The 22,147-nt window shown below is 69.2% G+C and carries 23 protein-coding genes, 1 tRNA gene and 2 pseudogenes; 11 read left to right on the plus strand and 15 right to left on the minus strand.

Going from position 1 to position 22,147, the window contains the following annotated elements; all coding sequences use genetic code 11:
* Positions 1-161: 161 nt before the first annotated feature.
* Complete coding sequence (locus V6S85_RS16200) at positions 162-1,745, minus strand: ArnT family glycosyltransferase (protein WP_116569671.1); 1,584 nt, start codon at positions 1,743-1,745, stop codon at positions 162-164.
* A gap of 188 nt (positions 1,746-1,933) precedes the next feature.
* On the opposite strand from V6S85_RS16200, the gene V6S85_RS16205 reads away from it, so the two are divergent.
* The 3 genes from V6S85_RS16205 (at position 1,934) to aguB (ending at position 6,411) form a co-directional block, all read left to right on the plus strand.
* Positions 1,934-4,372: a TonB-dependent receptor gene (locus tag V6S85_RS16205; RefSeq protein ID WP_116569670.1), complete on the plus strand. Its 2,439-nt coding sequence runs from the start codon at positions 1,934-1,936 to the stop codon at positions 4,370-4,372.
* Between the two features lie 146 nt (positions 4,373-4,518).
* The gene (locus V6S85_RS16210; RefSeq protein WP_334349558.1) at positions 4,519-5,523 is read left to right on the plus strand and encodes an agmatine deiminase family protein; all 1,005 of its coding nucleotides are present in this window, start codon (positions 4,519-4,521) and stop codon (positions 5,521-5,523) included.
* A gap of 6 nt (positions 5,524-5,529) precedes the next feature.
* Positions 5,530-6,411, plus strand: coding sequence for an N-carbamoylputrescine amidase (aguB, locus tag V6S85_RS16215; protein WP_334349559.1), 882 nt, complete (start codon positions 5,530-5,532; stop codon positions 6,409-6,411).
* Between the two features lie 72 nt (positions 6,412-6,483).
* On the opposite strand, the gene V6S85_RS16220 is transcribed toward aguB, so the two are convergent.
* The 5 genes and pseudogenes from V6S85_RS16220 to V6S85_RS16235 form a co-directional block, all read right to left on the minus strand.
* Positions 6,484-7,233, minus strand: a complete 750-nt coding sequence (locus tag V6S85_RS16220) for an HIRAN domain-containing protein (RefSeq protein ID WP_334349561.1) — start codon at positions 7,231-7,233, stop codon at positions 6,484-6,486.
* Position 7,234: 1 nt separating this feature from the next.
* Entirely contained in the window at positions 7,235-7,924 is a 690-nt protein-coding gene (locus V6S85_RS16225) for a HipA domain-containing protein (protein WP_334349562.1), read from the minus strand.
* The gene (locus V6S85_RS16230) at positions 7,902-8,399 is read right to left on the minus strand and encodes a hypothetical protein (RefSeq protein ID WP_334349563.1); all 498 of its coding nucleotides are present in this window, start codon (positions 8,397-8,399) and stop codon (positions 7,902-7,904) included. Before V6S85_RS16230 ends, V6S85_RS16225 begins: the two co-directional genes overlap by 23 nt.
* A gap of 18 nt (positions 8,400-8,417) precedes the next feature.
* Positions 8,418-8,720, minus strand: a pseudogene (locus V6S85_RS26635) (DUF6538 domain-containing protein); the annotation flags it as partial.
* Positions 8,682-8,757 (minus strand) — tRNA-Ala (locus V6S85_RS16235). The pseudogene V6S85_RS26635 and the gene V6S85_RS16235, both read right to left, overlap by 39 nt.
* 241 nt (positions 8,758-8,998) lie before the next feature.
* Here V6S85_RS16235 and V6S85_RS16240 point away from each other — a divergent pair.
* The 3 genes from V6S85_RS16240 to V6S85_RS16250 all read left to right on the plus strand — a co-directional run bounded on the left by V6S85_RS16240 (position 8,999) and on the right by V6S85_RS16250 (position 11,542).
* Positions 8,999-9,313 carry a YggT family protein gene (locus tag V6S85_RS16240; protein ID WP_116569667.1) on the plus strand — a complete coding sequence of 105 codons (315 nt, stop codon included), beginning with the start codon at positions 8,999-9,001 and terminating at the stop codon, positions 9,311-9,313.
* A 10-nt stretch (positions 9,314-9,323) separates the two neighbouring features.
* A complete protein-coding gene (locus V6S85_RS16245; protein ID WP_334349564.1) occupies positions 9,324-9,611 on the plus strand; it encodes a DUF167 family protein in 288 nt (95 codons plus the stop codon).
* A 170-nt stretch (positions 9,612-9,781) separates the two neighbouring features.
* Positions 9,782-11,542 carry an ATP-binding protein gene (locus V6S85_RS16250; RefSeq protein WP_334349565.1) on the plus strand — a complete coding sequence of 587 codons (1,761 nt, stop codon included), beginning with the start codon at positions 9,782-9,784 and terminating at the stop codon, positions 11,540-11,542.
* Here V6S85_RS16250 and V6S85_RS16255 read toward each other — a convergent pair.
* The 4 genes from V6S85_RS16255 to V6S85_RS16270 all read right to left on the minus strand — a co-directional run bounded on the left by V6S85_RS16255 (position 11,539) and on the right by V6S85_RS16270 (position 15,464).
* Positions 11,539-11,967: a very short patch repair endonuclease gene (locus V6S85_RS16255; RefSeq protein ID WP_334349566.1), complete on the minus strand. Its 429-nt coding sequence runs from the start codon at positions 11,965-11,967 to the stop codon at positions 11,539-11,541. The genes V6S85_RS16250 and V6S85_RS16255 overlap by 4 nt on opposite strands.
* Complete coding sequence (locus V6S85_RS16260; protein WP_334349567.1) at positions 11,964-13,166, minus strand: FAD-dependent oxidoreductase; 1,203 nt, start codon at positions 13,164-13,166, stop codon at positions 11,964-11,966. Before V6S85_RS16260 ends, V6S85_RS16255 begins: the two co-directional genes overlap by 4 nt.
* Positions 13,167-13,173: 7 nt before the next feature.
* Complete coding sequence (cysK, locus tag V6S85_RS16265; RefSeq protein WP_334349568.1) at positions 13,174-14,160, minus strand: cysteine synthase A; 987 nt, start codon at positions 14,158-14,160, stop codon at positions 13,174-13,176.
* A 176-nt stretch (positions 14,161-14,336) separates the two neighbouring features.
* Entirely contained in the window at positions 14,337-15,464 is a 1,128-nt protein-coding gene (locus V6S85_RS16270; RefSeq protein WP_334349569.1) for a DNA cytosine methyltransferase, read from the minus strand.
* Between the two features lie 48 nt (positions 15,465-15,512).
* Here V6S85_RS16270 and V6S85_RS16275 point away from each other — a divergent pair, with 48 nt between their 5' ends.
* Complete coding sequence (locus V6S85_RS16275; RefSeq protein WP_334349570.1) at positions 15,513-15,980, plus strand: COG3650 family protein; 468 nt, start codon at positions 15,513-15,515, stop codon at positions 15,978-15,980.
* Positions 15,981-16,052: 72 nt separating this feature from the next.
* Here the strand turns inward: V6S85_RS16275 and V6S85_RS16280 are convergent, their stop codons facing one another.
* Positions 16,053-16,190, minus strand: a complete 138-nt coding sequence (locus V6S85_RS16280) for a hypothetical protein (RefSeq protein ID WP_162839360.1) — start codon at positions 16,188-16,190, stop codon at positions 16,053-16,055.
* A gap of 86 nt (positions 16,191-16,276) precedes the next feature.
* On the opposite strand from V6S85_RS16280, the pseudogene V6S85_RS26640 reads away from it, so the two are divergent.
* Positions 16,277-16,459 (plus strand): annotated as a pseudogene (locus V6S85_RS26640) (hypothetical protein); the annotation flags it as partial.
* A 3-nt stretch (positions 16,460-16,462) separates the two neighbouring features.
* On the opposite strand, the gene V6S85_RS16285 reads toward V6S85_RS26640, so the two are convergent.
* Together V6S85_RS16285 and V6S85_RS16290 are read right to left on the minus strand one after the other, a co-directional pair.
* Positions 16,463-16,768, minus strand: coding sequence for a hypothetical protein (locus V6S85_RS16285; protein WP_334349571.1), 306 nt, complete (start codon positions 16,766-16,768; stop codon positions 16,463-16,465).
* A gap of 163 nt (positions 16,769-16,931) precedes the next feature.
* A complete protein-coding gene (locus tag V6S85_RS16290; RefSeq protein ID WP_334349572.1) occupies positions 16,932-17,411 on the minus strand; it encodes a cupin domain-containing protein in 480 nt (159 codons plus the stop codon).
* Positions 17,412-17,487: 76 nt separating this feature from the next.
* Between V6S85_RS16290 and dapE the strand changes: the two genes are divergently transcribed.
* Together dapE and V6S85_RS16300 are read left to right on the plus strand one after the other, a co-directional pair.
* Positions 17,488-18,651, plus strand: coding sequence for a succinyl-diaminopimelate desuccinylase (gene dapE, locus V6S85_RS16295; RefSeq protein ID WP_116569659.1), 1,164 nt, complete (start codon positions 17,488-17,490; stop codon positions 18,649-18,651).
* Positions 18,652-18,688: 37 nt separating this feature from the next.
* Entirely contained in the window at positions 18,689-19,609 is a 921-nt protein-coding gene (locus V6S85_RS16300) for a glutaminase (RefSeq protein WP_116569658.1), read from the plus strand.
* 366 nt (positions 19,610-19,975) lie between these two features.
* Here the strand turns inward: V6S85_RS16300 and truA are convergent, their stop codons facing one another.
* Positions 19,976-20,719, minus strand: coding sequence for a tRNA pseudouridine(38-40) synthase TruA (truA, locus tag V6S85_RS16305; RefSeq protein ID WP_334349573.1), 744 nt, complete (start codon positions 20,717-20,719; stop codon positions 19,976-19,978).
* On the minus strand, positions 20,719-21,645 hold the full coding sequence (gene fmt, locus V6S85_RS16310) for a methionyl-tRNA formyltransferase (RefSeq protein WP_334349574.1): 927 nt from the start codon (positions 21,643-21,645) through the stop codon (positions 20,719-20,721). Before fmt ends, truA begins: the two co-directional genes overlap by 1 nt.
* 137 nt (positions 21,646-21,782) lie before the next feature.
* On the opposite strand from fmt, the gene V6S85_RS16315 reads away from it, so the two are divergent.
* Positions 21,783-22,139 (plus strand): cell surface protein, encoded by a 357-nt coding sequence (locus V6S85_RS16315; RefSeq protein ID WP_101716925.1) that lies wholly within the window; start codon positions 21,783-21,785, stop codon positions 22,137-22,139.
* Positions 22,140-22,147 lie beyond the last annotated feature (8 nt).

Raw genomic sequence — 22,147 nt, forward strand, 5'->3', positions numbered from 1 at the left:
CGACTGAGGGGGGAAGTAAGCGCGGAACCTCCCCCTCTGGGGGAGGCGATCGCGCAGCGATCGGTGGGGGGCGTGTTCTCGAACCCGCCGACGCTGCGGCAGCTGAAAACGTCCCCCCTCCGGCCCTCTGGGCCACCTCCCCCAAAGGGGGAGGATCTCGATTACCGCGCCGTAGATCCCCCGTTCTCCGGATCGGGCGGCAGGCCCGTCTTCGGATCGCGCGGAACCGGCGCGAAGCCCTCGGCGATGAACAGGTCGGTGCGGCGGTTGCGCTTGGCGTCCAGGCGCACGCGGACGATCTCGTCGCCCGAGTGGGCCTTGAAGTCCTGCTCGATCTTCGACCGGTAGACCCCCTCCAGGCTGGCGACCAGCGCCCGGCGACCGTACTCGGCGGTCAGCGGGGCCTCGGTCTCGGCCTGGTTCTGCGGATGGGCCTCGTGCACCCAGATGCGCAGCGGCGGGGCGCCGAACGTGCCCCAGTAGTCGCGGCCGTAATAGGCCGCCACGTTGAACAGGAAGCGGTCGTCGACGGCCACGGCGCTCACGCCGACACCGGCCTGCTCCTCGCGGGCCCGGTCGATGATCGCCTGCACCGTCTGGTCCCAGCCGCGCACCCGCTTGAAGCTGTTGGACAGGCCGATGTTGTCGGCCAGGCGCGGGTTGGTCAGGCAGGCCAGGAACAGGCCCGCGAACGCGCCCTGCACGGCCAGGCCCGCGATCAGCCACTTGCGCGCGCCCCAGCGCATCATCCAGCCGGCCGCCAGCACCGAGCCGGCGACATAGGCGGCGGCGGCCCAGTTGGCGTTGGCGCGGCTGACGAAGGCCTGGCCGGCCACGGTCAGCAGCGGCGGCAAAGCAAAGCACAGCAGCAGCACGTCGGCGGGTTGCAGCTTGCGGCGCGCCGCCAGCACGATCCCGCCGCCCAGCAGCACGCCGAAGGGCAGGGGGCCGAACACCCCGAACTGCGAGCCGATGAACTCGACCAGCTCACGCGGGTTGAACAGCGAGTGCGAGCCCCAGTTGGCGTTGGCGGCGGTGTGCTCGACCGTGGCGAACTTGTGGGCGGCGTTCCAGATCACGTTCGGCGCGAAGACGGCGATCAGTACGCCGAAGAAGGCCAGCGCCATCGGCCAGGTCCACACCTTGCGGGCCTCGCGCGACAGCGCCAGGTGCGCGCCGATGCTGGCTAGCACGTAGACCGCCGCGTACTTCGACAGGAAGGCCAGCCCCAGCGCCGCGCCCAGGCCGGCGGCGACCAGCAGGCGCTTGCGACCAGCCTCCGCGGCCGGCAGCGAGACATAGGCCCAGATCGTCAGGGCCAGGAAGAACAGCAGGGGCGCGTCGGTGCCGATCACCGCCGACGACAGGGCCACGCCGGGCATCAGCGCGTAGACGGCCGCGGCCGCCAGACCGGTCCAGCCGCCGTAGAGCCGGCGGGCGATGCGATGGAGGACGAGGGCCGTGGCGCCGTGCAGCAGCGGCGCGCCGACCCGCAGCCAGGCCTCGGCGTCGCCGCCGATCTGGGTGGTCAGCCAGATCACCCACGCCACCATCGGCGGCTTGGAATAGTAGCCGAAGTCGAGGGTGCGCGACCAAAGCCAGTATTGGGCTTCGTCCGGGTACAGCTCCAGCGGCGTCGAAAAAATCGCCAGAACCCGGACGATCGTCAAAAGCCCGACCGCGATCACGGTCAGGCGCCAGGCGCGGGCTTCGGAATCCAAGGCGGGCAAGGCGGTAGCGGTCATGCCCTCTCCTTAGCCAAGTAAGTGAAATCTGACCAATCGTTCCGCAAACGACCGTCGTTGTGGCAGTTTCTGGGCGATCGTGGCGTTTCCGTCACCAAACCTTCGAAATGTTTCGCTAAACCCCCGGAACGATGCGGATTGATGCTCACCTTTAGGGCTCGCGTCAAAGAATGAGGGGATCCTTCGATATGAACACGAAAAAAATCGCCTGCCTGGCGTCGACCGCGCTGGTCGGCAGCCTGCTGGCGGCGACCGCCGCTTTCGCCCAGTCGACCGGTTCGTCGGAAGTCGACCAGGTCGTCGTCACCGCCGCCCGCGCTCGGGCCATCGCCGGCCAGGTCCAAGAAACCCTGCCGAAGTCGCGCGCCACGATCGACGGCGCGTACCTGCAGAACCAGGCCACCGGCCAGAACATCTTCCAGTCGCTGAACCAGCTTCCGGGCGTCAGCTTCACCAACAACGACCCGTACGGCTCGTCGGGCGGCAACCTGCGCCTGCGCGGCTTCGACGGTAACCGCGTCTCGGTGACCTTCGACGGCGTTCCGCTGAACGACACCGGCAACTACGCCGTGTACCCGAACCAGATGCTGGACCCCGAGCTGATCAGCCGCGCCAGCGTCAACCTGGGCGCCACCGACGTCGACAGCCCGACCGCTTCGGCCACCGGCGGCACCATCAACTACACCACCCGTCTTCCGGGCACCGAAGCCGGCGGCATCGCCACCGCTTCGTTCGGCTCGAACAACTATCACCGCGGCTTCCTGATGCTGGAAAGCGGCGAAGTCGGCCCGCTCGGCACCCGCGTGTTCGTCGCCGGCAGCTACCAGAAGTACGACAAGTTCAAGGGGCCGGGCGAACTCGAAAAGAAGCAGTTCAACGCCCGTATCTACCAGCCGATCGGCGACAACGGCGACTTCGTCAGCCTGGCCGCCAACTACAACATCAACCGCAACAACAACATCCGCGCCCTGACGCTGTCGGACTTCCGTAACTTCGGCAAGGACTACGACTTCGACGCGACCTGCCCGGCCGCCAGCGCCGGCAACTGCGCCAACTTCTACGGCCGCCAGGTCAACCCGTCGAACACCGGCAGCATCCGCGGCGCCGGCCTGTTCCACGTCGCCGAGAACCTGCGCCTGACCGTCGACCCGTCGTTCTCCTACACCCTGGCCGACGGCGGCTCGCAGCTGGGCACGATCAGCGAAACCGACGGTCGCGTCCGCGGCACGCGCTTCGGCTCGATCACCGGCTTCGACCTGAACGGCAACGGCACCACCACCGACACCGTCGCCTTCTTCGCGCCGTCGGTCACCAACACCCGCCGCTACAGCCTGACCACCTCGCTGATCTGGGACATCAACCCCCAGAACCGCATCCGCGTGGCCTACACCGGCGACTACGGCCGTCACCGTCAGACGGGTGAATTCACCTACCTGAACCCGGATGGCACCACGACCAACGTGTTCGGCGGCAAGGAAGGCCACGGCAAGACCGTCGCCACGGCCGACGGCAGCTTCCTGCGCAACCGCGACCGTTTCTCGATCGCCCAGCTGAACCAGGTCGCGGCCGAATACGTCGGCAAGTTCTACGACAACCGCCTGGTCGTGAACGCCGGCCTCCGCGCCCCGTTCTTCAAGCGTGAACTGAACCAGTTCTGCTACACGACCAACGCCTCGACCCTCCCGGGCGTCGTCACCGGCTTCAACGTGATCTGCACCACGCAGACCCCGAACGCCGCCGCCGCCGACGGTTCGGTCACCTTCGGCACCTCGGCCACGAAGTACATCGCGCCGTGGGCCGCCACCGTGAAGTACGACAAGGTCCTGCCGAACGCCGGCCTGACCTTCCAGGTCGCGCCGGGTCACTCGATCTACACCAGCTACGCCGAGGGCTTCTCGTCGCCGCGGACCGACAACCTCTACACCGCGACCCTGGTCAACGGTAAGGGCGCGCCGGCCGACACCCAGCCGGAAACCACCCGCACCTTCGACCTGGGCTACCGCTACGCCTCGGGCCAGCTGCTGGCCACCGTCGCGGCGTGGAGCACGAAGTACAAGAACCGCATCGTGCAGTCGTACGATCCGGACCTGGGCATCAGCATCGACCGCAACGTCGGCGACGTCGACGCCTTCGGCCTGGACACCCAAGCCGCCTGGCGCGTGGCCGACTACCTGACCGTCACGGCCTCGTACTCGTACAACAACAGCGAGATCCAGTCGGACCTCGTCAACGGCGCCGCCGCCGGCAACGTCCTGCCGCTGAAGGGCAAGCAGATCGTCGAAACCCCGACGCACACCTTCGGTGGTCGTCTGGACTGGAACATCACCGAGGCGCTGCACTTCGGCGTCCAGGGCAAGTTCACCGGCGACCGCTTCTCGACCGACGTGAACGACGAAGTCGCTCCGCACTACACCGTGTGGGACCTCGACGTGCGCTACGACCTGCCGTTCGCCGAGCGCACCTACGCTCAGCTGAACATCACCAACCTGTTCGACGAAACCTACTTCGGCTCGATCAGCTCGCGCACCAACGCCCTGCCGGTCACCGGCGTCTCGGGCGTCGGCGCTCCGACCTACTACATCGGCGCTCCGCGCACCGTGCAGCTGACCCTGCGCACGGAGTTCTAAGACCCGCCGCATCCTCGGGTGCGATGGGAAGGGCGGCTCCTCGGAGCCGCCCTTTTTCTTTTGTCGCAGCAATTTGCTAGAAGGCGCGCTTGACCCCCGGGCCATCCGGGGCCATCTGCGCCCCTCGTTTTGACCAGGTTTCGAAAATGACCCTCACCGTTCCCGCCGAGTGGGCTCCGCACCGCGCCATGTGGCTGGGCTTCCCGAGTCATGGCGAGCATTGGAAGGAAGACCTCGAGCAGGCCCAGAAGGAGGTCGCCGACCTCGCCCGGGCGCTGGCTGGTCCCGGCGGCGAGCGCGTGCGCCTGATGGTCGTCGGCGACGAGGCCGAGGCCGCCGCCCATGCCCTCCTGGCCGACACCAGCGTCGAGATCGTCCGCGGCCAGTTCGGCGACATCTGGCTGCGCGACACCGGCCCGATCTTCACCGAGACCGCCCAGGGCGCCTCGGCGGCCGGCTTCAAGTTCAACGGCTGGGGCGGCAAGTACGAGCTGGAGGGCGACGACACCGTCGCCGAGCAGATCGCCGCGGCCTCGGGCGCGCCGCTGGTCCGCAACGACTTCGTGCTCGAAGGCGGCTCGCTCGACCACGACGGCCTGGGTACGGTGCTGACCACCCGTCAGTGCGTGCTGAACGACAACCGCAACCCGGGCATGGACGAGGCCGCCATCACCGCCGCCTTCGCCGCCTCCATGGGTATCAAGAAGGTGCTGTGGCTGGGCGATGGCCTGCTCAACGACCACACCGACGGCCACGTCGACAACCTGGCCCGCTTCGTCGCGCCGGGCGTGGTGGCCTGCCCGATGGCCTTCGGCGCCGACGACCCCAACGCCGAGGTCTATGCCGAGACCGCCCGCCTGCTGGGCGCGATGACCGACAGCCGCGGCTCGCCGCTGCAGGTCGTGCGCATCCCCTCGCCGGGCCGCATCCTCGATGAGGACGGCGAGCCGATCCCGGCCTCGCACATGAACTTCCTGATCGCCAACGAGGCCGTGATCGTCCCGATCTACGCCGAGGAGTCGGGCGCCTTCGCCGTCGAGGTGATCAAGGGCCTGTTCCCCGAGCGCCAGGTCATCGGCCTGCCCTCGACCGCGATCCTCACCGGCGGTGGCTCGTTCCACTGCATCAGCCAGCAAGAACCCGGGGAGTAAGTCGACATGACCCGCACGCTCAGCGTCGCCGCCATCCAGACCTCCTACGGCCTCGACCTCGAGGCCAACATCAAGAAGACGGAAGCCTTCATCCGCGAGGCCGCCGCCGGCGGCGCGCAGGTCATCCTGCCGTCCGAACTGTTCCAGGGTCCGTATTTCTGCGTCACCCAGGAAGAGCGGTGGTTTGCTGAAGCGCATCCGTGGCGCGAGCACCCGGTGGTCAAGGCCATCGCCCCCCTGGCCGGCGAGCTGGGCGTGGTCATCCCGATCTCGATCTTCGAGCGCGAGGGTCCGCACTACTTCAACAGCCTGGTGATGGCCGACGCCGACGGCTCGATGCTGGGCCTCTACCGCAAGAGCCACATTCCCGACGGCCCCGGCTATCAGGAGAAGTATTACTTCCGTCCGGGCGACACCGGCTTCAAGGTCTGGGACACGCGTTTTGGCCGCATCGGCGTCGGCATCTGCTGGGATCAGTGGTACCCCGAGGCCGCCCGCGCCATGGCCCTGATGGGCGCCGAGGCCCTGTTCTACCCCACCGCCATCGGCAGCGAGCCGCATGACCCCACCCTGATCACCACCAAGCCGTGGCAGCGGGCGATGCAGGGCCACGCGGTCAGCAACGTCATCCCGGTGATCGGCGCCAACCGCATCGGCTTCGAGCCGTGGGAGAACTATCCCAACGGCGGCCAGACCTTCTACGGCTCGTCCTTCGTCGCCGACCATCGCGGCGACCTGGTCAGCGAACTGGGAACCAGCGACGAAGGCCTCGTCACCGGGACCTTCGACCTCGACTACCTGACCACCCACCGCGCGGCCTGGGGCTTCTTCCGCGACCGCCGCCCGGACCTCTACACCAGCCTGGCGGGCCCGCGCCCGACGGCGTGAGCGGGGAAGATCGAGATTACTGAAAGGGCGGGGGAGACCCCGCCCTTTTTCGTGGGTGGTATTCTTTGGGGGCTAAGCCGCCTCTTGGTTTTGGAGGGGCCTGACACTCAGAAACGCGAAGGCGCGAGGCTTATCTGGCGTGCCATTGAGCCTGAGAAGCCAGACCCTAACATCGCGCGACCGCAACCACTGTCCGACAACGGGCGCTTGGAGGCGATTAACGTGGCCGATGAGCTCACCATCGGCTTCGATCCGGATAGCGTTTGCATCATGCTCATTGGCTGGGTCGGGGACCAGCTTTAGCTCAACGCCCTCAACAAGGCGCTCTCTACATTCGACATTGTGCCGGTGACCGGCGATCTCGAAGACCAGATCGCGCCGCTCTTGTTCTGGAGCGAGCGGATCGACCAGGGAGAAGCCGTCGCCCGGGAGACGAGCTTCGGTCAGGCCCAGAAGCGCAAAGTCGCTCAGTTTCGAGGTGGGACCCATGCGGAAATGGGCCAGATAGCGTGGGAAATCGGGGCGCGTCCGGGGGGGGATCCGGCGCATGAATGCGTCGAGCACCCCGCTGGTGAAGGCGCCGGGGTGAGCAACGTCGAAAGCCGGATAGCCAAGATAGCCCGCCGACCGCAGGTCCCCGGGCGTGCGGCCGCTGTTCAAGTGGATGAACTCTGAACCATCGAAGTAGCGAAACTGCCCGCCAGAGGGGGATCTGCTGAGTTCGCCGACTGCCCAACGGACGCGGTCCTTCTGCTCGACAGGTGCCTGCCAAGCCAGGATGAGCCGGTCAGGCTCTCCAACATGTTCGATCCAGTGCTCCATCTCAGGCTCCAATCGCCGCAGCGATAGCATCTCGGCGCGCCTTCACTTGGGCGGTGACGAATTCACCGCGGGCCTGCGAGAACGGAATTGGGAAGTCGAACCGTGCCGCCCAATCGATCACGCTATCGATCCGCGAATCTTCTAACTGAATCACGTTCCTCATTGCGCCGCCAGAGGCTCCATAAACGCGATAGTACTGGTCACATAACGCAACGTGTTGTGCGCTCGCATCGTTGCCGGAGAGCCACCCGAAGTGATGGCGCCCTCGCGTGATGAACTCAGTTAGGCGCCCGGGGTTTGCGTAACGGCCTAGGTCACTGTCGCGGACGATGAAGCCAAGGCTCGTGCCGTTATCAAATGCGGGTGCCAGAGCGTACTTCGCTTCGCCCGGCGTCGATTGGTCGACCAAAAAACCCCAATTTTCCGAATGCCGGTCAGTGTTGCCAATCAAGGCATCGAAGGCGATCGTCCGGCTCCACCAGCTTTTCCAGTCCGGCACTTGATGTTTGCGCGTGAGTTGGACGTTGTCGTGGAGGCTTCCACGGCGCTGGTCGACTTGCATGTTTAGGCCCTGAAAGCGCTCTATGGCGTGGACGAAGCGCACAGGCGGCTCCCACTGATAGTCGAAGAAGAATTCGATCAGAACGCCCGGAATATTCAAGAGTGGATCATAGGCGATAACGAGCGGCATCCCGCTCTCCCATGGCGCGCCAAAGGTCGTCGTGGGCGCGCATCATCATCAGCCCGGCGGTTTCGAACTTCGCGCTGAACTCGTCGATTGGAATGCCGAGACGGGTGAACAGCGCCTTCACGTGCTCTTCCGCGACCTCTTCGTCTTCATCGTCCACCCGTTGGGGCGCACCGGAGAAGACCTTCTTCCGACCTGCGAAGCGGAGATCGCGGTCAGAGACGTCGCGAACGACGTACTCGTTCTGGCCGATCTCTTCGAACGGGTCGATGTCCGCCGCCGCCAACTCCTCAAACGTCACGCGACGCAAGATGCTGTCGGGCTTCCAAGCCGGCTCCCGCTTAAGCACGACGCCTGCGTAGATCACATCCTCGGGGGCTTCTCGAAGGTAAGCGTCCTCTTCGAGTTCCGCCTTCAACCACGCATCGATAAGCGACTGCACTTCGGCGCGATCCACGCGCTCAACGTTCTGAAACATGAGGCGCTCCAGATCGCGCCAGAGCCTTTCCGTCAAGTGCAGCGCGCGTGTCGCTCGCTGTCGTGCGGAAGCCGGAGAGGGCGTTCGAAGCGACCGCCACAGTTCCGCTCGCCCAACCAGGGTTCGAAGATGTCGAGGGACGCTGATGCGGAAGTAGTAGATCGAACCACGTCGGACGACGTTGGTGGAGAGAGACATCGTAACAGCCTGTCGTAACAGTGCTGTCCGGATCGATTTTAGGGAGGTCGCAAACCCAAGCCGCTCAAGCGGTTTGGCGGTCCTTGGTGGAGCCGAGGGGAATCGAACCCCTGACCTCCTCATTGCGAACGAGGCGCTCTACCATCTGAGCTACGGCCCCAAGGAAGCGCGGAGATACGGTGGCCGGGAGCGTCCGTCAAGCGGCAGTTGCGAGGCCTCGTGAAAACAGCGCGGCCTTGCCAGGGCGGGCGGGGGCGGGCAAGAAGCGGGGAGCTGGAGCCCGCCTGGTCCCGACGGTTCGTCGAAACCGGACCGGCGGCTTCAAATCCGACATCCGGAGCATGGCGGGCGGCGAAAAGCGCCCATACATTCGTATCGCCACGCTCTAGCCTGGAACCCACATGGCCCCGCTGATCAACTTCGTCTTCTTCATCCTCGGCTCGCTTCTGGAGCTGCTCAAGTGGGCGGTGATCATCAGCGCCATCATCAGCTGGCTGGTGGCGTTCGACGTCATCAACCTGCGCAACCAGGCGGTCTATTCGATCAGCCGCTTCCTCGACGCGGTGACCCGTCCGCTGCTGGCCCCGCTGCGCCGGGTGATCCCGCCGCTGGGCGGCGTCGACATCACCCCGATCGTGCTGATCCTGATCATCGTCGGCGTGCAGAGCTTCCTGCTCGAGCCGCTGCACCGGACCATGCTGAACATCCTCGGCTGAGCCCGCGCGCGTGACGTCCGCCGTCCTGGCCGTGCGCCTGACCCCGCGCGGCGGGCGCGACGCCATCGACGGCTGGGCGGCCGACGCCGACGGCCGGCCCTATCTGAAGGTGCGGGTCAGCGCCCCGCCGGTCGAGGGCGAGGCCAACGCCGCCCTCGTCGCCCTGATGGCCAAGCGCCTGGGCCTGTCGCGCTCGGCCGTGCGCGTGGCCGGCGGCGCGACCGCCCGCCTCAAGCGCCTGGAGATCGAGGGCCTGTCGCCCGAGGATCTCGACCGCCTGCTCGGCGTTCCCGGCTGACCGTTTCCCGGGCGGGGGTGCGACCAATCGCCCGGCAGCCCCTTACCGTCCTCGCCAAGCCCCGCTTCGGCGTGCCATTGAGAGAATGGCGTTCTTTCACGCCCTTTTAGCGTCTGTCGCCCATAGTGCGGGCAAGAAATTCCAGGTTTCGGGCCAGCGGGGGCCGCGCCATGAGCGCCAGGGCCATTAACGTCAAGGATCGGCAAGCGGCGATCGTGCACGCCGCCGCGGCGCGGCGGGGCAATGTCTACCTGCGCCTGGTCGCCACCTTCTCCATCGCCGCCATCCTGCACGTCTTCATCGGCATGACATGGGTCTGGGCCTGGGCGGCGGTCTACACCGCGGCGCAGCTGTTCGAGCTGTGGCTGTTCCGGAAGCTGAAGGCCGCGCCCGAGCGCTTCCTGACCGGCTGGCGGGCCTGGTCGCTGGCGATCATGCCGGCGGTCACCTCGATCATCTTCGGGGCCCTGGCCCTGCCTCTGTTCGCCTCGCACCAGCGCTTCGCCCCCACCCTGGGCGGCATGCTGCTGGCCGGAGCGCTGCTCAACGTCATCGTCGTCAACGTCAGCCTTCGGTCGGCCACCCTGGCGGCGGCGGCGCCCCATGTCGTCTACCTGCTGATCGCGCCGTTCATCGGCCGGGCGGCCAATCCCGAGGCTCCGCTGGCCAACGCCCTCTGGTTCGGGGTGCTGCTGCTGATCGTCTCGGTCACGGTCGCCGCCCGCACCCTGGAGGCCGCGCTGAGAGCCGAGGAGGCCGCCAAGGCCGAGGCCGAGCGCCGCCGCCACGAGGCGGAAGAAGCCGTGGCCGCCAAGAGCGCCTTCGTGGCCATGATCAGCCACGAGCTGCGCACCCCGATCAGCGCCATCCTGGCCGGCGCGGCGCGCCTGCACAGCGAGGTTCCCGAGGCCAGCGCCAAGACCCACGCCCAGCTGATCGCCGACGCCGGCGGCATGATGCGCACCCTGCTCAACGACCTGCTGGACTTCTCGCGGCTGGAGGCCGGCCGCATGGCCGTCGAGCGCGCGCCCTATGACCTGCGCCAGGCCCTGGCCGACACCCTGCGCCTGTGGCGGCCAGAGGTGCAGAAGAAGGGCCTGCGGCTGCGCATCGAAGGAGCCGCGGGCCTGCCACGCTGGGTGTCGGGCGACGCCCTGCGCCTGCGCCAGGTGCTCAACAACCTCTTGTCCAACGCCATCAAGTTCACCGAGCGCGGCGAGGTCGCCGTCAGCCTGGCCGCCCATCGCCAGGGCGAGGGCTGGACGCTGGAGATCGCCATCGCCGACACCGGCCGGGGCATCGAGCCCGAGGCCATGCCGCGCCTGTTCACCCCCTTCGACCAACTGACCGCCGAGGTCGTGCGCCGGCACGGCGGCTCGGGCCTGGGCCTGGTGATCAGCCGCGAACTGGCCCGGCTGATGGGCGGCGACATCACCGTGGCCAGCGAGGGCCTGGGCAAGGGCGCGACGCTGCGCCTGACCGTGCGGGTCGACGAGGCCCAGGCCCCGCCGGCCCCGGCCAGCGCCGCCTCGATCGCCGGGGCGCGGGTGCTGGTGGTCGACGACCACGTGGTCAACCGCCGCGCGGTCGAGCTCGTCCTGCAGACCTTCGGCGTCACGCCGGTGCTGGCCGAGTCCGGCGAGCGGGCCCTGGAGCTGCTGGGCGCGGGCGGCTTCGACGTGGTGCTGATGGACGTCTACATGCCGGGCCTGGGCGGGCGCGAGACCACCCGCATCCTGCGCGGCGAGGCCGGCCCCAACCGCGAGGTGCCGGTGATCGCGGTGACCGCCTCCTCGACCTCCAAGGACTGGGACGCCTGCCGCGCCGCGGGCATGGACGCCCACGTCGCCAAGCCCATCGACCCGGCCCAGCTGCACGCGGCCCTGGTCGAGGTGCTGTCGAGCCCGCCGGCCCGCACGGCGGCGGCTTAGAGGCCCCTCTCCCCATGGGAGAGGGTCGCCTTCAGCCGCTCCACCAGCGCGGCCTCGTCCTTCATCTGGCATTCCCAGATCGTCTCCACCCGCCAGCCGGCCGTGGTGAGCGCCGCCTCGTTGCGTTCGTCGCGGGCCTTGTTGCGGGCCACCTTGGCCAGCCAGTAGTCGCGGTTGGCCTTGGGCACGCGCGATCCGCGCGCGCAGTCGTGGCCGTGCCAGAAGCAGCCGTGGACGAAGAACAGCAGCTTTCGTCCCGGCATCACCAGGTCGGGCGAGCCGGGCAGGTCCTTCCGGTGCAGGCGATAGCGCGCGCCCAGGCTCGTCAGCAGCCGCCGCAGGGTCTTCTCCGGCGTGGTGCCGGTGCTCTTGACCCTGGCCATCACGGCCGAGCGCTTGGCCGGGTCGAAGACGTCGGTGGTCATGGCCTCGTAACGCGCGGGAAGCGGCCCAGGCGCAGCGTGCCGGTCAGGAGCCGCACGCCAACCTGCTTGAAGCCCGGCAGGCGCGAGGTCGGGGTGAACGCGAAGGTGCGAACCGCCGGCCAGAACCAGCCGCGCGACTGGAACAGCGGCGTCAGCGCCTTGGAGGCCAGCTGGTAGAGGCCGGTATGGCGCCGCCGGTCGGCCTGCCAGCCTTTCAGCGCGGCGGGCGAGGGCGTCGCGGCCAGCCGGTCGGCCAGCTCCACGGCGTCGACCAGGGCCAGGTTCCCGCCCTGGCCCAGCTGCGGGCTGGTGCCATGGGCGGCGTCGCCGATCAGGGCGCAGGCCCCGGCGTCCCAGCGGCCCACAGAGACGTCGCGATAGATCGCCCGGGAAAAGCCGCTCCAGTCGTCGTGGCCGGCGAAGGCCTCGGCGAGCCGCGGCCACAGCGGGGCCAGGCGCCGGTCGCGCCAGGCGGAGAAGTCGCCAGCCAGGAAATCGTCCATGCCGGCTACCGGAACCGACCAGAACACCGCCGTGCAGTTCTCCTCGCCGCCTGGTCCCCGGCCCACGGGCAGGGCGCCGCACATCACCTCGGCCCGGTGATAGACCTGCCGCAGGGCGCCGGCGAAGCGGCCGTCGGGGTCGGCCAGGTTGGTCCACACCGCGCCCCACGGATAGACCGGGGCGCGGGCCCTGGGCCTTAGCGCCGGGCGCAGCGCCGAGGCCGAGCCGTCGGCGACCAGCACGATGTCGAAGGGGCCGAAGGCGCGGCCGGCCGCGTCGTGCAGCACGGGCCGCGCCGTGTTCTCCAGCCGGATGATGCGGGCGCCGGTGACGATCTCCACCCCGGCCGGGGCCAGGGGCGCGTGCAGGGCGTCGAACAGGGCGGCGCGGTGGATGCCCACGCCGTGCGCCCCGGGCCGCCAGTCGCCGTAGTCGAGGGCCATCACCCGGCGGCCCCGGCTGTCGTGGCCGATCAGTTCCTGCACCGGCGCGCCGGCGGCGCGGACGGCGTCTTCCAGCTGAAGCGCACGCAGGGCCGCCAGGCCGGTCGGCTGAAGCAGCAGGCCAGAGCCCACCGGCCGAGCCTGCTCGAACGCCTCCAGCAGCGTCACGGCATGACCGTGGCGGGCGAGCGCGAGGGCGGCGGCCATGCCGCCGACCCCGCAGCCGACGATGCCGACCTTCAAGGTCGGCACGCGGGTCTTACAGCCCCTCGAACAGGGCGGTCGAAAGGTAGCGTTCGGCGAAGCTGGGGATGATCGCCACGATCAGCTTGCCGGCGTATTCGTCGCGCAGGGCCAGGTCGAAGGCGGCGGTCAGGGCCGCGCCCGAGCTGATGCCCACCGGCAGGCCTTCGGTGGACGCCGCGCGGCGGGCCATGGCGAAGGCGTCGTCGTTGCTGACCTGGACGATGTCGTCGATGACGCCGCGATCGAGGATCCCCGGCACGAAGCCCGCGCCGATGCCCTGGATCTTGTGCGGACCCGGCTGGCCGCCCGACAGCACGGCGCTGGCTTCCGGCTCGACGGCCACCATCTTCAGGCTCGGCTTGCGGGCCTTCAGCACCTGGCCGACGCCGCTGATCGTGCCGCCGGTGCCCACGCCCGAGACCACGGCGTCGACGGCGCCGGCGGTGTCGTTCCAGATCTCTTCCGCGGTCGAGACGCGGTGGATCAGCGGGTTGGCGGTGTTTTCGAACTGCTGGGGCATCACCGCGCCGGGGGTGGCGTCGACGATCTCCTGGGCGCGCGCGACGGCGCCGCGCATGCCCTTCTCGGCAGGGGTCAGCTCCAGCTTGGCGCCGAGCAGCAGCAGCATCTTGCGGCGCTCGATCGACATGCTTTCCGGCATCACCAGGGTCAGCTTGTAGCCCTTGGCGGCGGCCACGAAGGCCAGGGCGATGCCGGTGTTGCCGCTGGTCGGCTCGACGATCGAACCGCCGGGCTTCAAGAGGCCCTTGGCCTCGAGGTACTCGATCATGGCCACGCCGATGCGGTCCTTGACCGAGGCCAGCGGGTTGAAGAACTCGAGCTTGGCCACGACCTCGCCCTTGGGCTTCAGCTCGGCCGACAGGCGCGGCAGGCGGATCAGCGGGGTGTCGCCGACGGTGTCGATGATGGAGTCGTAGATCTTGCCCCGGCCGGCGCGCTTGAAGCGTGCGGCGTCGTACAGGCTGGAAGCGTCGTCCATGATGATCTCTCGGGGATGAAAAACAGGCCCTTGGGTGATCTCCACCTTAGAGCCTGCCGAGTTCAGATGGAAACCATCTGAACTCGACTAGCAGGCTCTAGATTAGAAAACCTCTGAGCAAATTGGGCGGTCGCCCAATTTGCTCGGGAGGCCGTGGGGATTTGCCTGTCAGCGACCTATTCGGCCGCCAGGGCCGCAGTTTTCCTGGCAGCCAATGGAGTCAGGAGGTGCTCGGCCAGCCAGCGCACGGCCGGGGCGGCCACGCCGTCGCCGATCACGTGCAGGCCCGCCGTGGCGCTTTTCGGCAGGGCGTAGCCGTCGGGCAGGCCCATCAGCCGGGCGCCTTCGCGCGGGCTGACCAGGCGCGAGCGAACGGCGCCCTTGTCGATCACCAGCAGCGTCTGGCGCGAGGAGCCGCCGCGCGGGGTGCGCAGGCAGCCGGCCAGGCCGTCGAACCTCACCTCGGCCCGCTGTTCGCCGCCGCGCATGCGCCGGAAGACGCCGCCGACCGCCCGCTCACCGCTGGCGATCCGGGCGTCCACCGAGGCGCGGTGGGCCGGGGCCATCAGCTCCAGCAGGGCCTGGGTGGCCTCGTCGCTGCGCCATTCGACGGCGTCGTCTGGCTCCAGCACGGTGGAAAGGTCAGTGTTGCGGGCCGGCGGGGCGGGCAGGGCCCACCACAGCCAGCGATCCTTCAGCGCCTGGGGCAGGCGGGCTGCGGCCTCGCGCACGGCGCGGCTGTGGAAGGGCCCCTGGCCGGTCAGGCCGTCGGCGGCGGCGCGGGTGGCCACCACGAACACGCGCGGCCGCGACTGCGGGGTGAAGTGGGCCGCGTCGATCTCCAGCGCGCCGAACCGGTAGCCCTGGTCGGCCAGGGCCTGGCAAAGGGCGGTGAAGTCCTCGCCGCGATGCGAGGTCAGAAGGCCGACGACGTTCTCGATGACGATCGTGGTCGGGGCGCGGCCCTCGTCCTCCAGCGCCTCGATCAGCCGCCAGAAGCCGAAGAAGGCCGACGAGCGCCCGCCGTGCAGGCCCGCCCGGGCGCCGGCCAGGCTGAAGTCCTGGCAAGGGCTCGAGGCCCAGGCCAGGTCCGCCTGCCCCGGCAGATCGGCCGCCTCCAGCTTGAAGACGTCGCCGGTGTGGAAGTGATCGTCCGCGCCTTCGAAGTTGGCGCGGTAGGTCTGGGCCTTCACCGGGTCGAAATCGTTGGCGAAGGCGCAGGTCCAGCCTTCGCCGAGGCCGATGCGGGCCATGCCGCCGCCGGCGAAGAATTCATAGAAGACGGGGCGGGCGTTGTGATTCATCGTGCTTGGCAGATTAGCTTGAGCCGCCGCTTCGAGGATAGCGCCCGCATGATCCGATCCACCGCCGTCGTCGTCGCCTGCGTGCTGCTGGCCGGATGCGGCGATGGTCCGCTGGGCGCCGCCGAGGGCGCGGCTTCCGCGCCCGCCGACGCTCCGGCCGGTCTCGCCGCCGGTCCCGACTACGCCGGCGACTTCGATCTGGTGGGCACCGAGCCCTTCTGGGCCGGCAAGGTGCGCGGCGAGACGATCACGCTGGACCGCATGGAGGGCGGGGCGGTCGCCATGCCCAATCCCGGCGTGCGCATCGACGGCGAGCAGGGCGTCTGGGACGCCGAACAGCCGGGCGAGGCCGGGGCAGAGGGTCATCGCCTCGTCTTCCGCCTGACGCCGCAGCCGTGCTCGGACGGCATGTCGGACCGCGTGTTCAGCCACGCGGCCGAGGTCTGGCTGGACGGAACCACCTTCAAGGGCTGCGCGGCGCGAACCGAGGACCTGGCGCGGCAGGGGCGGCCTTAAGCGCCCATTCCACCCACGTTCGTCATCCCGGGCGAAGGACCGCTCCGGCCGGGAAGGGGAGAAGGGGCGGCCTCAGCCGCCCTTGATGTCGATGGTCTCGATCTGCGACTGGGTCGCCTCGGCCTTGTGGGAGCGGCCGGGGATCGGCAGCAGCAGGCCGACGGCGATGGCCGCGACGATGGCGAGAGCGATGAGGGCCTTGGCCGCCATGGCGTGTTTCTGGTCCGTTTCGGGTCTGTAAATTCAGCGCCCGTGCCCGACATATGGTTCCGCCCGCGGAGCTTGCAAGGGCGCCGATGAACGGCGGTACGCGGGTCCTTCTCCCCTTGCGGGAGAAGGTGTCGGCGACAGCCGACGGATGAGGGGTCTCTCAGACCTGGACCTGTTCGCCCAGCCGTTCGGCCGTTGCGGCGGCGCCGGTCTTCGACCCCTCACCCGACCCGCTGCGCGGGCCACCCTCTCCCGCAAGGGGAGAGGGCCGCTCACAGCCGCCCGCGCGCCCCGCCCTTCAGGGCGTCGATCTTGCGTTCGGGACGGGGCGCGGTTTCCGCCTCCGGCGTCGGGAGGGACCAGCCGCCGGCCGGCCGCGCGGCGCGCTCGGGCGGCAGGGCCTGGACGATCTTGCGCACCGTGCCGGCCATCTGGCCCAGCAGCCGCACCTTTTCGGACGCCTTGCGGAACGCCTCGCGGTCGAGGCCCTCCTCTATCGCGACCCAAAGCTCATCCATCGCCGCCATCAGCCGCTGCTGGATCTTCGCGCACCAGGCGCGGGAGGTTTCGCTGGTCATGCCTGGAAGCATGGGGCCGGTTTGAGGGTGTCGGATAAGAAACGTGCGTTTTCGTATAGGGCGTTGAATTCGTTGAGAGTGAGGCGGAAATCGGCGGGGATGGACCTTCTCCCTATGGGAGAAGGTGAGACAGGGAGGGCTGTGGATAACTTTGCGCCGTTCCCTACCGCTTGCGCCCGCTCTGCGCCACGTACGGCGTTCCGTCCCGATGGCGGTAGGTCTCCTCGCCAGGATGGATGACGAGATCGAGGTCCGGATAGTCGCAGCCGTCCTCCTGCGGGCGGCGCGAGCCCATCTCCAGCAGCACGGCGGGCTTGTCGGAGCGGTTCTGGATCTGGTGGCCGTTGGGCACGCCCGCCTTGAAGCCCGCGCAGTCGCCGGCCTTGAGGATCGTCTCGCCCCCATTCTCGACCAGCACCACCTCGCCCTCGACCACCCAGACGAACTCGTCCTCCGCCGTGTGCCAGTGGCGCTGGCTGGACCAGGTTCCGGGCTCCAGCCGCATCAGGTTGACCCCGAACTGGGTGAGGCCCGCCGCGTCGCCCAGCTTCCAGCGCTTGCGCGCCCGGCAGGGCTGGTCGAAGGGCGCGGGATAGGCCGTGCCGTGACGTGTGGGCGCCTGGTCGATGTCGATCTTGGGCATGGTCGGCCTTGCCAGAAACTGGGGAAGTATCGTGCTGGATTTGCGTCCCGCCAATGGGAAGCCTAAAGCCTGCAACATGACCAGCCCCGCGCCCGTTTCCGTCAGCATCGACCCGGTCGAGCTCGCCCAGGCCCTGATCCGCCGCCCGTCCGTCACCCCCGCCGACGAGGGCGCGATGGACGTGCTGCAGCGACAGCTGGAAGGCCTGGGTTTCGACTGCCGGCGCATGAAGTTCGGCGAGATCGAGAACCTCTACGCCAAGCGCGGGACCGCCCGGCCCAACCTCTGCTTCGCCGGCCATACCGACGTGGTGCCGGTGGGCGACGACGCGGCCTGGACCGCCGGGCCGTTCGAAGCGCAGATCAAGGACGGTGTGCTCTACGGTCGCGGCGCGGTCGACATGAAGTCGGCCATCGCCGCCTTCGTTTCGGCCGTCGCCCATACCGAGGAGGTCCCCGGCTCGATCAGCTTCCTGATCACCGGCGACGAGGAGGGCGTGGCCGAGGACGGCACGGTCAAGGTCGTCGAGGCCCTGGCCGCCGAGGGCGAGGTCATCGACCACTGCATCGTCGGCGAACCCACCAGCGCCAGCCTGCTGGGCGACATGGTCAAGATCGGCCGGCGCGGCAGCATCAACGCCTGGATCGCCGTCGACGGCCGCCAGGGCCACGTGGCCTATCCGCATCGCGCCGCCAACCCGATCCCGGTGATGATCGACATCCTCTCGCGCCTGCAGAGCCGGGTGCTGGACGAGGGTTATACCGGCTTCCAGCCATCGAACCTGGAGATCACCACGGTCGATGTCGGCAACCCGGCCACCAACGTCATTCCCGCCAGCGCCAAGGCCCGCATCAACATCCGCTTCAACCCGGCCCACAAGGGCAAGGACCTGGCCGCCTGGATCGAGCACGAGTGCCGCGAGGCCGCCGAGGGCTTCTCGGGTCGCGTCGAGGCCCTGTGCAAGATCAGCGGCGAGGCGTTCCTGACCGAGCCGGGCCCCTTCACCGACGTCATCGTCGGCGCCGTGGGCGACGCCACCGGCCGCGTGCCCGAGCTGTCGACCACCGGCGGCACCAGCGACGCCCGCTTCATCCGCGCCCTCTGCCCGGTGGTCGAGTTCGGCCTGGTCGGCTCGACCATGCACCAGGTCGACGAGCGCGTGCCGGTCGAGGAAGTCCGCCAGCTGGCCGGCGCCTACACCGCGCTGATCCGGCGGTATTTCGAGGCGTTTTCGGGCTGACCGCCGTTGGTGGTCTGAGGGAGCGGACGGCCGCGCCATGAACGAGCTCTCCATCGACGAAGTCCTCGCCGAGGTCGCCGTGCTGGTGAAGCCGCACTTCGGCAAGGGCCGCGCGGCCGACTACATCCCCCAGCTGGCCGGCGTGCCGGGGTCGAAGTTCGGCATGGCCGTGCGCACGGTCGACGGCGGCGAGCATGTGATCGGCGACGCCGACGAGGGCTTTTCCGTCCAGAGCATCACCAAGGTGCTGTCGCTGGGCCTGGCGCTCAACCGCATCGGCGACGAGGTCTGGACCCGGGTGGGCAAGGAGCCCTCGGGCACGCCCTTCAATCACCTCTCCCTGCTGGAGGCCGAGGGCGGCTTTCCGCGCAACCCGTTCATCAACGCCGGCGCGCTGGCGGTGACCGACATCCTGCTCGACAAGGTCAAGGACCCCGCCGCCCTGGTGCGCGGCTTCGCCGGTTTCCTCGCCGACGACCCGGTGGAGATCGACGAAGCGGTGGCCGCCTCCGAGCTCGACAACGCCTGGCAGAACCGGGCCATCGCCAACCTGATGCGCGGCAAGGGCACGGTGCGCCACGATCCGGAAGCCGTGGTCGCCGCCTATTGTCGCCAGTGCGCCCTGACCATGAGCTGCCGCCAGCTGGCTCGCGCCTTCCTGCCGCTGGCGGCCGGCGGCTTCTCGCCCGTGGTCGAGGAGACGATCTTCCCGGAACGCCTGACCCGGCGCCTCAACGCCCTGCTCCTGACCTGCGGCATCTATGACAGCGTCGGCAGCTTCGCCTATCGCGTCGGCCTGCCGGCCAAGAGCGGGGTCGGCGGCGGCATCGTCGCCGTCGTGCCCGGCAAGGCGACGGTCGCCGTCTGGTCGCCGGAGCTCGACCGGTTCGGCACCTCGGTGGTGGGGGCCAGTGCGCTGGAGGCGTTCAGCCAACTGACCAACTGCTCAGTGCTGTAGAGCCCCCTCCTATTCTGCCGTCATTCCCGCCACAAGGGCTGGAATGACGGGCGGATCAAGAGCCTTTGACCCAGATCAAGGCGCCCCGTCCCGCACCGACGCACCCTCCATCCGTTCCCCGATGGAGCCCGCCATGCCGATCGCCCAGCTCGCCTATCTCGGTTTCGTCCTCGCCGCCTTCGGCGTGTTCATGCTGGCGCTGGGGGCGGTCTGGATCGCCGAGCGGGTCTCCAAGGACTGACGCCTTTCGAGCGCCCCGGTCCCCTCCAACCCCGGGGCTTTCGTCCGGAGGCCGATGTCGGTCGCCTCCGGTTCCTCGCGGCCTTCGCCGGATGTCGAGCCGGTGGAGGCCGCGGGCCCTAGCCTTCAGTCCTCGTAGCCCACGCCCACCAGGTAGAGGCCGTCGGCCGGGGCCACCGGCCCGCAGGCGCGGCGATCCCTGGCCTCCAGGGCCTTCTTCACGTCGCCCGGCTCCCAGCGGCCCGCGCCCACCTCGACCAGCGTCCCGGTCATCGAGCGCACCTGCCGGTGCAGGAACGACCGCGCCTCGAAGTCGAGGTGGATCTCCTCGCCCACCCGCCGCACGCGGGCCACGTCGAGGGTCTTCATCGGGCTCTGGGCCTGGCAGTGCATGTCGCGGAAGGTGGTGAAGTCGTGCAGGCCGACCAGCGCCTGGGCCGCCGCATGCATGGCCTCGTGGTCGAGGTCCTTCTTCATGTGCCAGACCTTGCCCTTGTCGAGGGCCGGCGGGGCGCGGCGGTTGAGGATCCGGTAGAGGTAGCGCCGCTCGTTGGCCGAAAAGCGCGCGTGCCAGCCCTCGGGCGCGACGGCCGCGTCCAGGATCGACACCGCCTCGCGGGTCAGGTGGGCGTTCAGGGCGTTCATCACCGTCTGGGCCGGCCAGTCGCGCTCGAGGTCGACATGCACCACCTGGCCCGTGGCATGCACGCCGGTGTCGGTGCGGCCGGCCGCGGCGATGCGCAGCTCCTGGCCGGAGAAGGCCTTCACCGCCGCCTCGATCGCCCCCTGCACGCTGGGCAGGGTCGCCTGGGCCTGGAAGCCCGAATAGGGACGGCCGTCGTACTCGACGAGGAGGCGGTAGCGGGGCATCAGGCCAGGACCGTCCCGGCCGCCAGCGGGAAGCCGCGCACGAAGACCTCGGCCTCCTGCACGCCCTTGCCCTCGCGCTGGGCCTTGAGCAGGCGCACCGCGCCGTCGCCGCAGGCGATCAGCAGGGCGTCGTCCAGCACCGTCCCGGCAGCGCCGTCGGCGTCCTCCACCTTCGACAGCAGGGCCTTCACCCGCACCGGACCCTTGTCGGACGGGGCCTCGAACCAGGCGCCGGGGAAGGGCGACAGGCCGCGGATGTGGCGGTCGACCTCGGCGGCGGGCCGCGTCCAGTCGATGCGGGCCTCGGCCGGCTTGATCTTCCTGGCGTAGGTGACGCCATCCTCGCTCTGCGGGGTCTCGACCGCGCCGCCGCGCTCGATGGCGGCCAGGGCCACGGGCAGCAGGCGCGCGCCGACGGCGGCCAGGCGGTCGTGCAGGCTGGCCACGGTGTCCAGCGCGTCGATGCGCACGCTCTCCGACAGCAGCACCGGGCCCTCGTCGAGGCCCTCGCTCATCCGCATCACCTGGACGCCCGTCACGGGATCCCCGGCCATGATCGCCCGCTGGATCGGCGCCGCGCCCCGCCAGCGGGGCAGCAGGCTGGCGTGCAGGTTGAAGCAGCCGAGCTTCGGCGCGTCGAGCACGTCCTTGACCAGGATCTGGCCGAAGGCGACGACGACGGCGGCGTCGAGGTCCAGGGCCTTGAAGGCCTCGATCTCCTCGGCCGTCTTCATCGAGACCGGCGTGCGCACCGGCAACCCCAGGCCTTCGGCGAAGGCGTGGACCGGCGAGGGCTTCAGTTCCTGGCCGCGGCCGCGTGGGGCCGGGGGCTGGGAATAGACACAGGCGATCTCATGGCCGCTGGCGACCAGCTCGGCCAGGCAGGCGACGGCGAAATCGGGAGTTCCGAGAAAGGCGATGCGCATGGCGGGGGTTTAGCGGTCGTAAGCCCCGGGGGAAAGCCGTGCGGGCGCCAGAGTCGGAACCTCGACCTTGGCCGCGCCGTTCTCTGCTCGACCTGTATCAACCAAGATCGTCGCCAAGATCGTCGGAGGAACACCAGATGCGCACCCTCGCCCTGATCGCCGTCTCGGCCCTGGCCCTGTCGGCCGCCGCCTGCTCGGACCAGCACGCCCAGCAGATCAAGGAAGGCGCCAGCGCCGCCGGCCAGGACATCAAGGACGCCGCCAACGAGATCAAGAACGACCCGGATGTCAAGGAAGCCGGCACGGCGCTGAAGGAAAGCAGCAAGGAGACCGCCGCCGAGCTGAAGGCCGCCGCCGGCGACGCCGTCGACGCGGCCAAGGTGGCCGGGGCCAAGGCCGGCGACGCCGCCCAGGAAGCCGGCAAGGACATCACCCGCGAGAGCAAGGAAGCCGGCTCGGCCGCCAAGAAGGAAGTCCACGAGGCCACCCGCTAGGGAGCTCC

Source organism: Caulobacter sp. CCNWLW153 (genome assembly GCF_036889365.1).
Taxonomy (GTDB): domain Bacteria; phylum Pseudomonadota; class Alphaproteobacteria; order Caulobacterales; family Caulobacteraceae; genus Caulobacter; species Caulobacter radicis.

What these genes read in the sequence shown, in the direction of transcription:
- V6S85_RS16255 (WP_334349566.1), bottom strand. Translation starts at nt 11,967, where the DNA reads ATGACCACCGACGTCTTCGACCCGGCCAAGCGCTCGGCCGTGATGGCC.
- truA (WP_334349573.1), bottom strand. Translation starts at nt 20,719, where the DNA reads ATGCCCCGCTACCGCCTCCTCGTCGAGTACGACGGCCGTCCCTATTCG.
- V6S85_RS16250 (WP_334349565.1), top strand. Translation starts at nt 9,782, where the DNA reads ATGAGCGCCAGGGCCATTAACGTCAAGGATCGGCAAGCGGCGATCGTG.
- V6S85_RS16270 (WP_334349569.1), bottom strand. Translation starts at nt 15,464, where the DNA reads ATGAATCACAACGCCCGCCCCGTCTTCTATGAATTCTTCGCCGGCGGC.
- dapE (WP_116569659.1), top strand. Translation starts at nt 17,488, where the DNA reads ATGACCAGCCCCGCGCCCGTTTCCGTCAGCATCGACCCGGTCGAGCTC.
- V6S85_RS16290 (WP_334349572.1), bottom strand. Translation starts at nt 17,411, where the DNA reads ATGCCCAAGATCGACATCGACCAGGCGCCCACACGTCACGGCACGGCC.
- V6S85_RS16225 (WP_334349562.1), bottom strand. Translation starts at nt 7,924, where the DNA reads ATGCCGCTCGTTATCGCCTATGATCCACTCTTGAATATTCCGGGCGTT.
- aguB (WP_334349559.1), top strand. Translation starts at nt 5,530, where the DNA reads ATGACCCGCACGCTCAGCGTCGCCGCCATCCAGACCTCCTACGGCCTC.
- V6S85_RS16220 (WP_334349561.1), bottom strand. Translation starts at nt 7,233, where the DNA reads ATGGAGCACTGGATCGAACATGTTGGAGAGCCTGACCGGCTCATCCTG.
- V6S85_RS16280 (WP_162839360.1), bottom strand. Translation starts at nt 16,190, where the DNA reads ATGGCGGCCAAGGCCCTCATCGCTCTCGCCATCGTCGCGGCCATCGCC.
- V6S85_RS16300 (WP_116569658.1), top strand. Translation starts at nt 18,689, where the DNA reads ATGAACGAGCTCTCCATCGACGAAGTCCTCGCCGAGGTCGCCGTGCTG.
- V6S85_RS16285 (WP_334349571.1), bottom strand. Translation starts at nt 16,768, where the DNA reads ATGACCAGCGAAACCTCCCGCGCCTGGTGCGCGAAGATCCAGCAGCGG.
- V6S85_RS16200 (WP_116569671.1), bottom strand. Translation starts at nt 1,745, where the DNA reads ATGACCGCTACCGCCTTGCCCGCCTTGGATTCCGAAGCCCGCGCCTGG.
- V6S85_RS16240 (WP_116569667.1), top strand. Translation starts at nt 8,999, where the DNA reads ATGGCCCCGCTGATCAACTTCGTCTTCTTCATCCTCGGCTCGCTTCTG.
- V6S85_RS16315 (WP_101716925.1), top strand. Translation starts at nt 21,783, where the DNA reads ATGCGCACCCTCGCCCTGATCGCCGTCTCGGCCCTGGCCCTGTCGGCC.
- fmt (WP_334349574.1), bottom strand. Translation starts at nt 21,645, where the DNA reads ATGCGCATCGCCTTTCTCGGAACTCCCGATTTCGCCGTCGCCTGCCTG.
- V6S85_RS16275 (WP_334349570.1), top strand. Translation starts at nt 15,513, where the DNA reads ATGATCCGATCCACCGCCGTCGTCGTCGCCTGCGTGCTGCTGGCCGGA.
- V6S85_RS16205 (WP_116569670.1), top strand. Translation starts at nt 1,934, where the DNA reads ATGAACACGAAAAAAATCGCCTGCCTGGCGTCGACCGCGCTGGTCGGC.
- V6S85_RS16230 (WP_334349563.1), bottom strand. Translation starts at nt 8,399, where the DNA reads ATGTTTCAGAACGTTGAGCGCGTGGATCGCGCCGAAGTGCAGTCGCTT.
- V6S85_RS16210 (WP_334349558.1), top strand. Translation starts at nt 4,519, where the DNA reads ATGACCCTCACCGTTCCCGCCGAGTGGGCTCCGCACCGCGCCATGTGG.
- cysK (WP_334349568.1), bottom strand. Translation starts at nt 14,160, where the DNA reads ATGGACGACGCTTCCAGCCTGTACGACGCCGCACGCTTCAAGCGCGCC.